The sequence below is a fragment of the Enterobacter sp. 01-M-02-SI-ECC genome (genome assembly GCF_047530595.1).
In the GTDB taxonomy this organism is placed as follows: Bacteria; Pseudomonadota; Gammaproteobacteria; order Enterobacterales; family Enterobacteriaceae; genus Enterobacter; species Enterobacter cloacae_M.
Genome location: NZ_JBLKCZ010000098.1, coordinates 1 through 880, shown reverse-complemented (window position 1 = coordinate 880; position 880 = coordinate 1). Strand labels below are relative to the sequence as shown.

The following is an 880-nucleotide window of genomic DNA, read 5'->3' as shown; positions in this document are numbered from 1 at the left end:
ATCGCAGATTTAGCTAGGAATTGAAATCCATCCCCTTTTGTGCAAAATCTGGTTGACATTCGCAGATTGACTACAGTACCGTTCTGTGCAAAAGGTGGTTGGAGTCAAGAATGAACGAATTTACGGGATCGGCAGCTTCACAGGCTGACTTTATTTGGAAGAACGCGGAAGACCTGTGGGGGGACTTCAAGCATACGGACTTTGGCAAGATCATTTTGCCGTTTACCTTGCTGCGCCGCCTGGAGTGTGCGCTGGAGCCGACTCGCGAGGCGGTGAGAGAAGCGCATGACGCTTTCAAGGATGCCGATGTTGAGCTGGATACCATTCTGCGCTCAACCGCTGAATACCCCTTCTACAACACCTCTGAATACTCCCTTGGCACCCTGGGTAGCACCAAGACGCGCCGCAATCTGGAAGACTACATCGCCCTGTTTTCGGATAACGCCCGCGCTATCTTCGAGGAGTTTGAGTTTGGCAATACGGTGATCCGGCTGGAGAAAGCGGGCTTGCTGTACAAGATTTGCCAGAACTTTGCCAAGATCGACCTGCACCCGGACGTGGTGCCGGATCGGGTGATGAGTAACATCTACGAACACCTGATTCGCCGCTTTGGTGCCGAGGTAAATGAAGGGGCCGAGGACTTCATGACGCCGCGTGACATCGTTCACCTGGCGACCGCATTGCTGCTTGACCCGGATGATGCCCTGTTTGAGGCCAGCCCCGGTTTGATTCGAACTCTGTATGACCCGACCTGTGGTACGGGTGGCTTCCTCACCGATGCCATGAACCATGTGGGCGACTACGGTAACCGCGACAAGATCCCGCCAGTGCTGGTGCCGCACGGGCAGGAGTTGGAGCCGGAAACCCATGCGGTTTGTGT

Annotated in this window: 1 protein-coding gene; it reads left to right on the top strand. The window is 54.9% G+C overall.

The annotated features are described in order from the left end of the window. Positions 1–110 precede the first annotated feature (110 nt). Positions 111–880: type I restriction-modification system subunit M N-terminal domain-containing protein (locus ACMWLG_RS25835; protein WP_414763062.1), on the top strand; the 770-nt coding region annotated here is incomplete at its 3' end.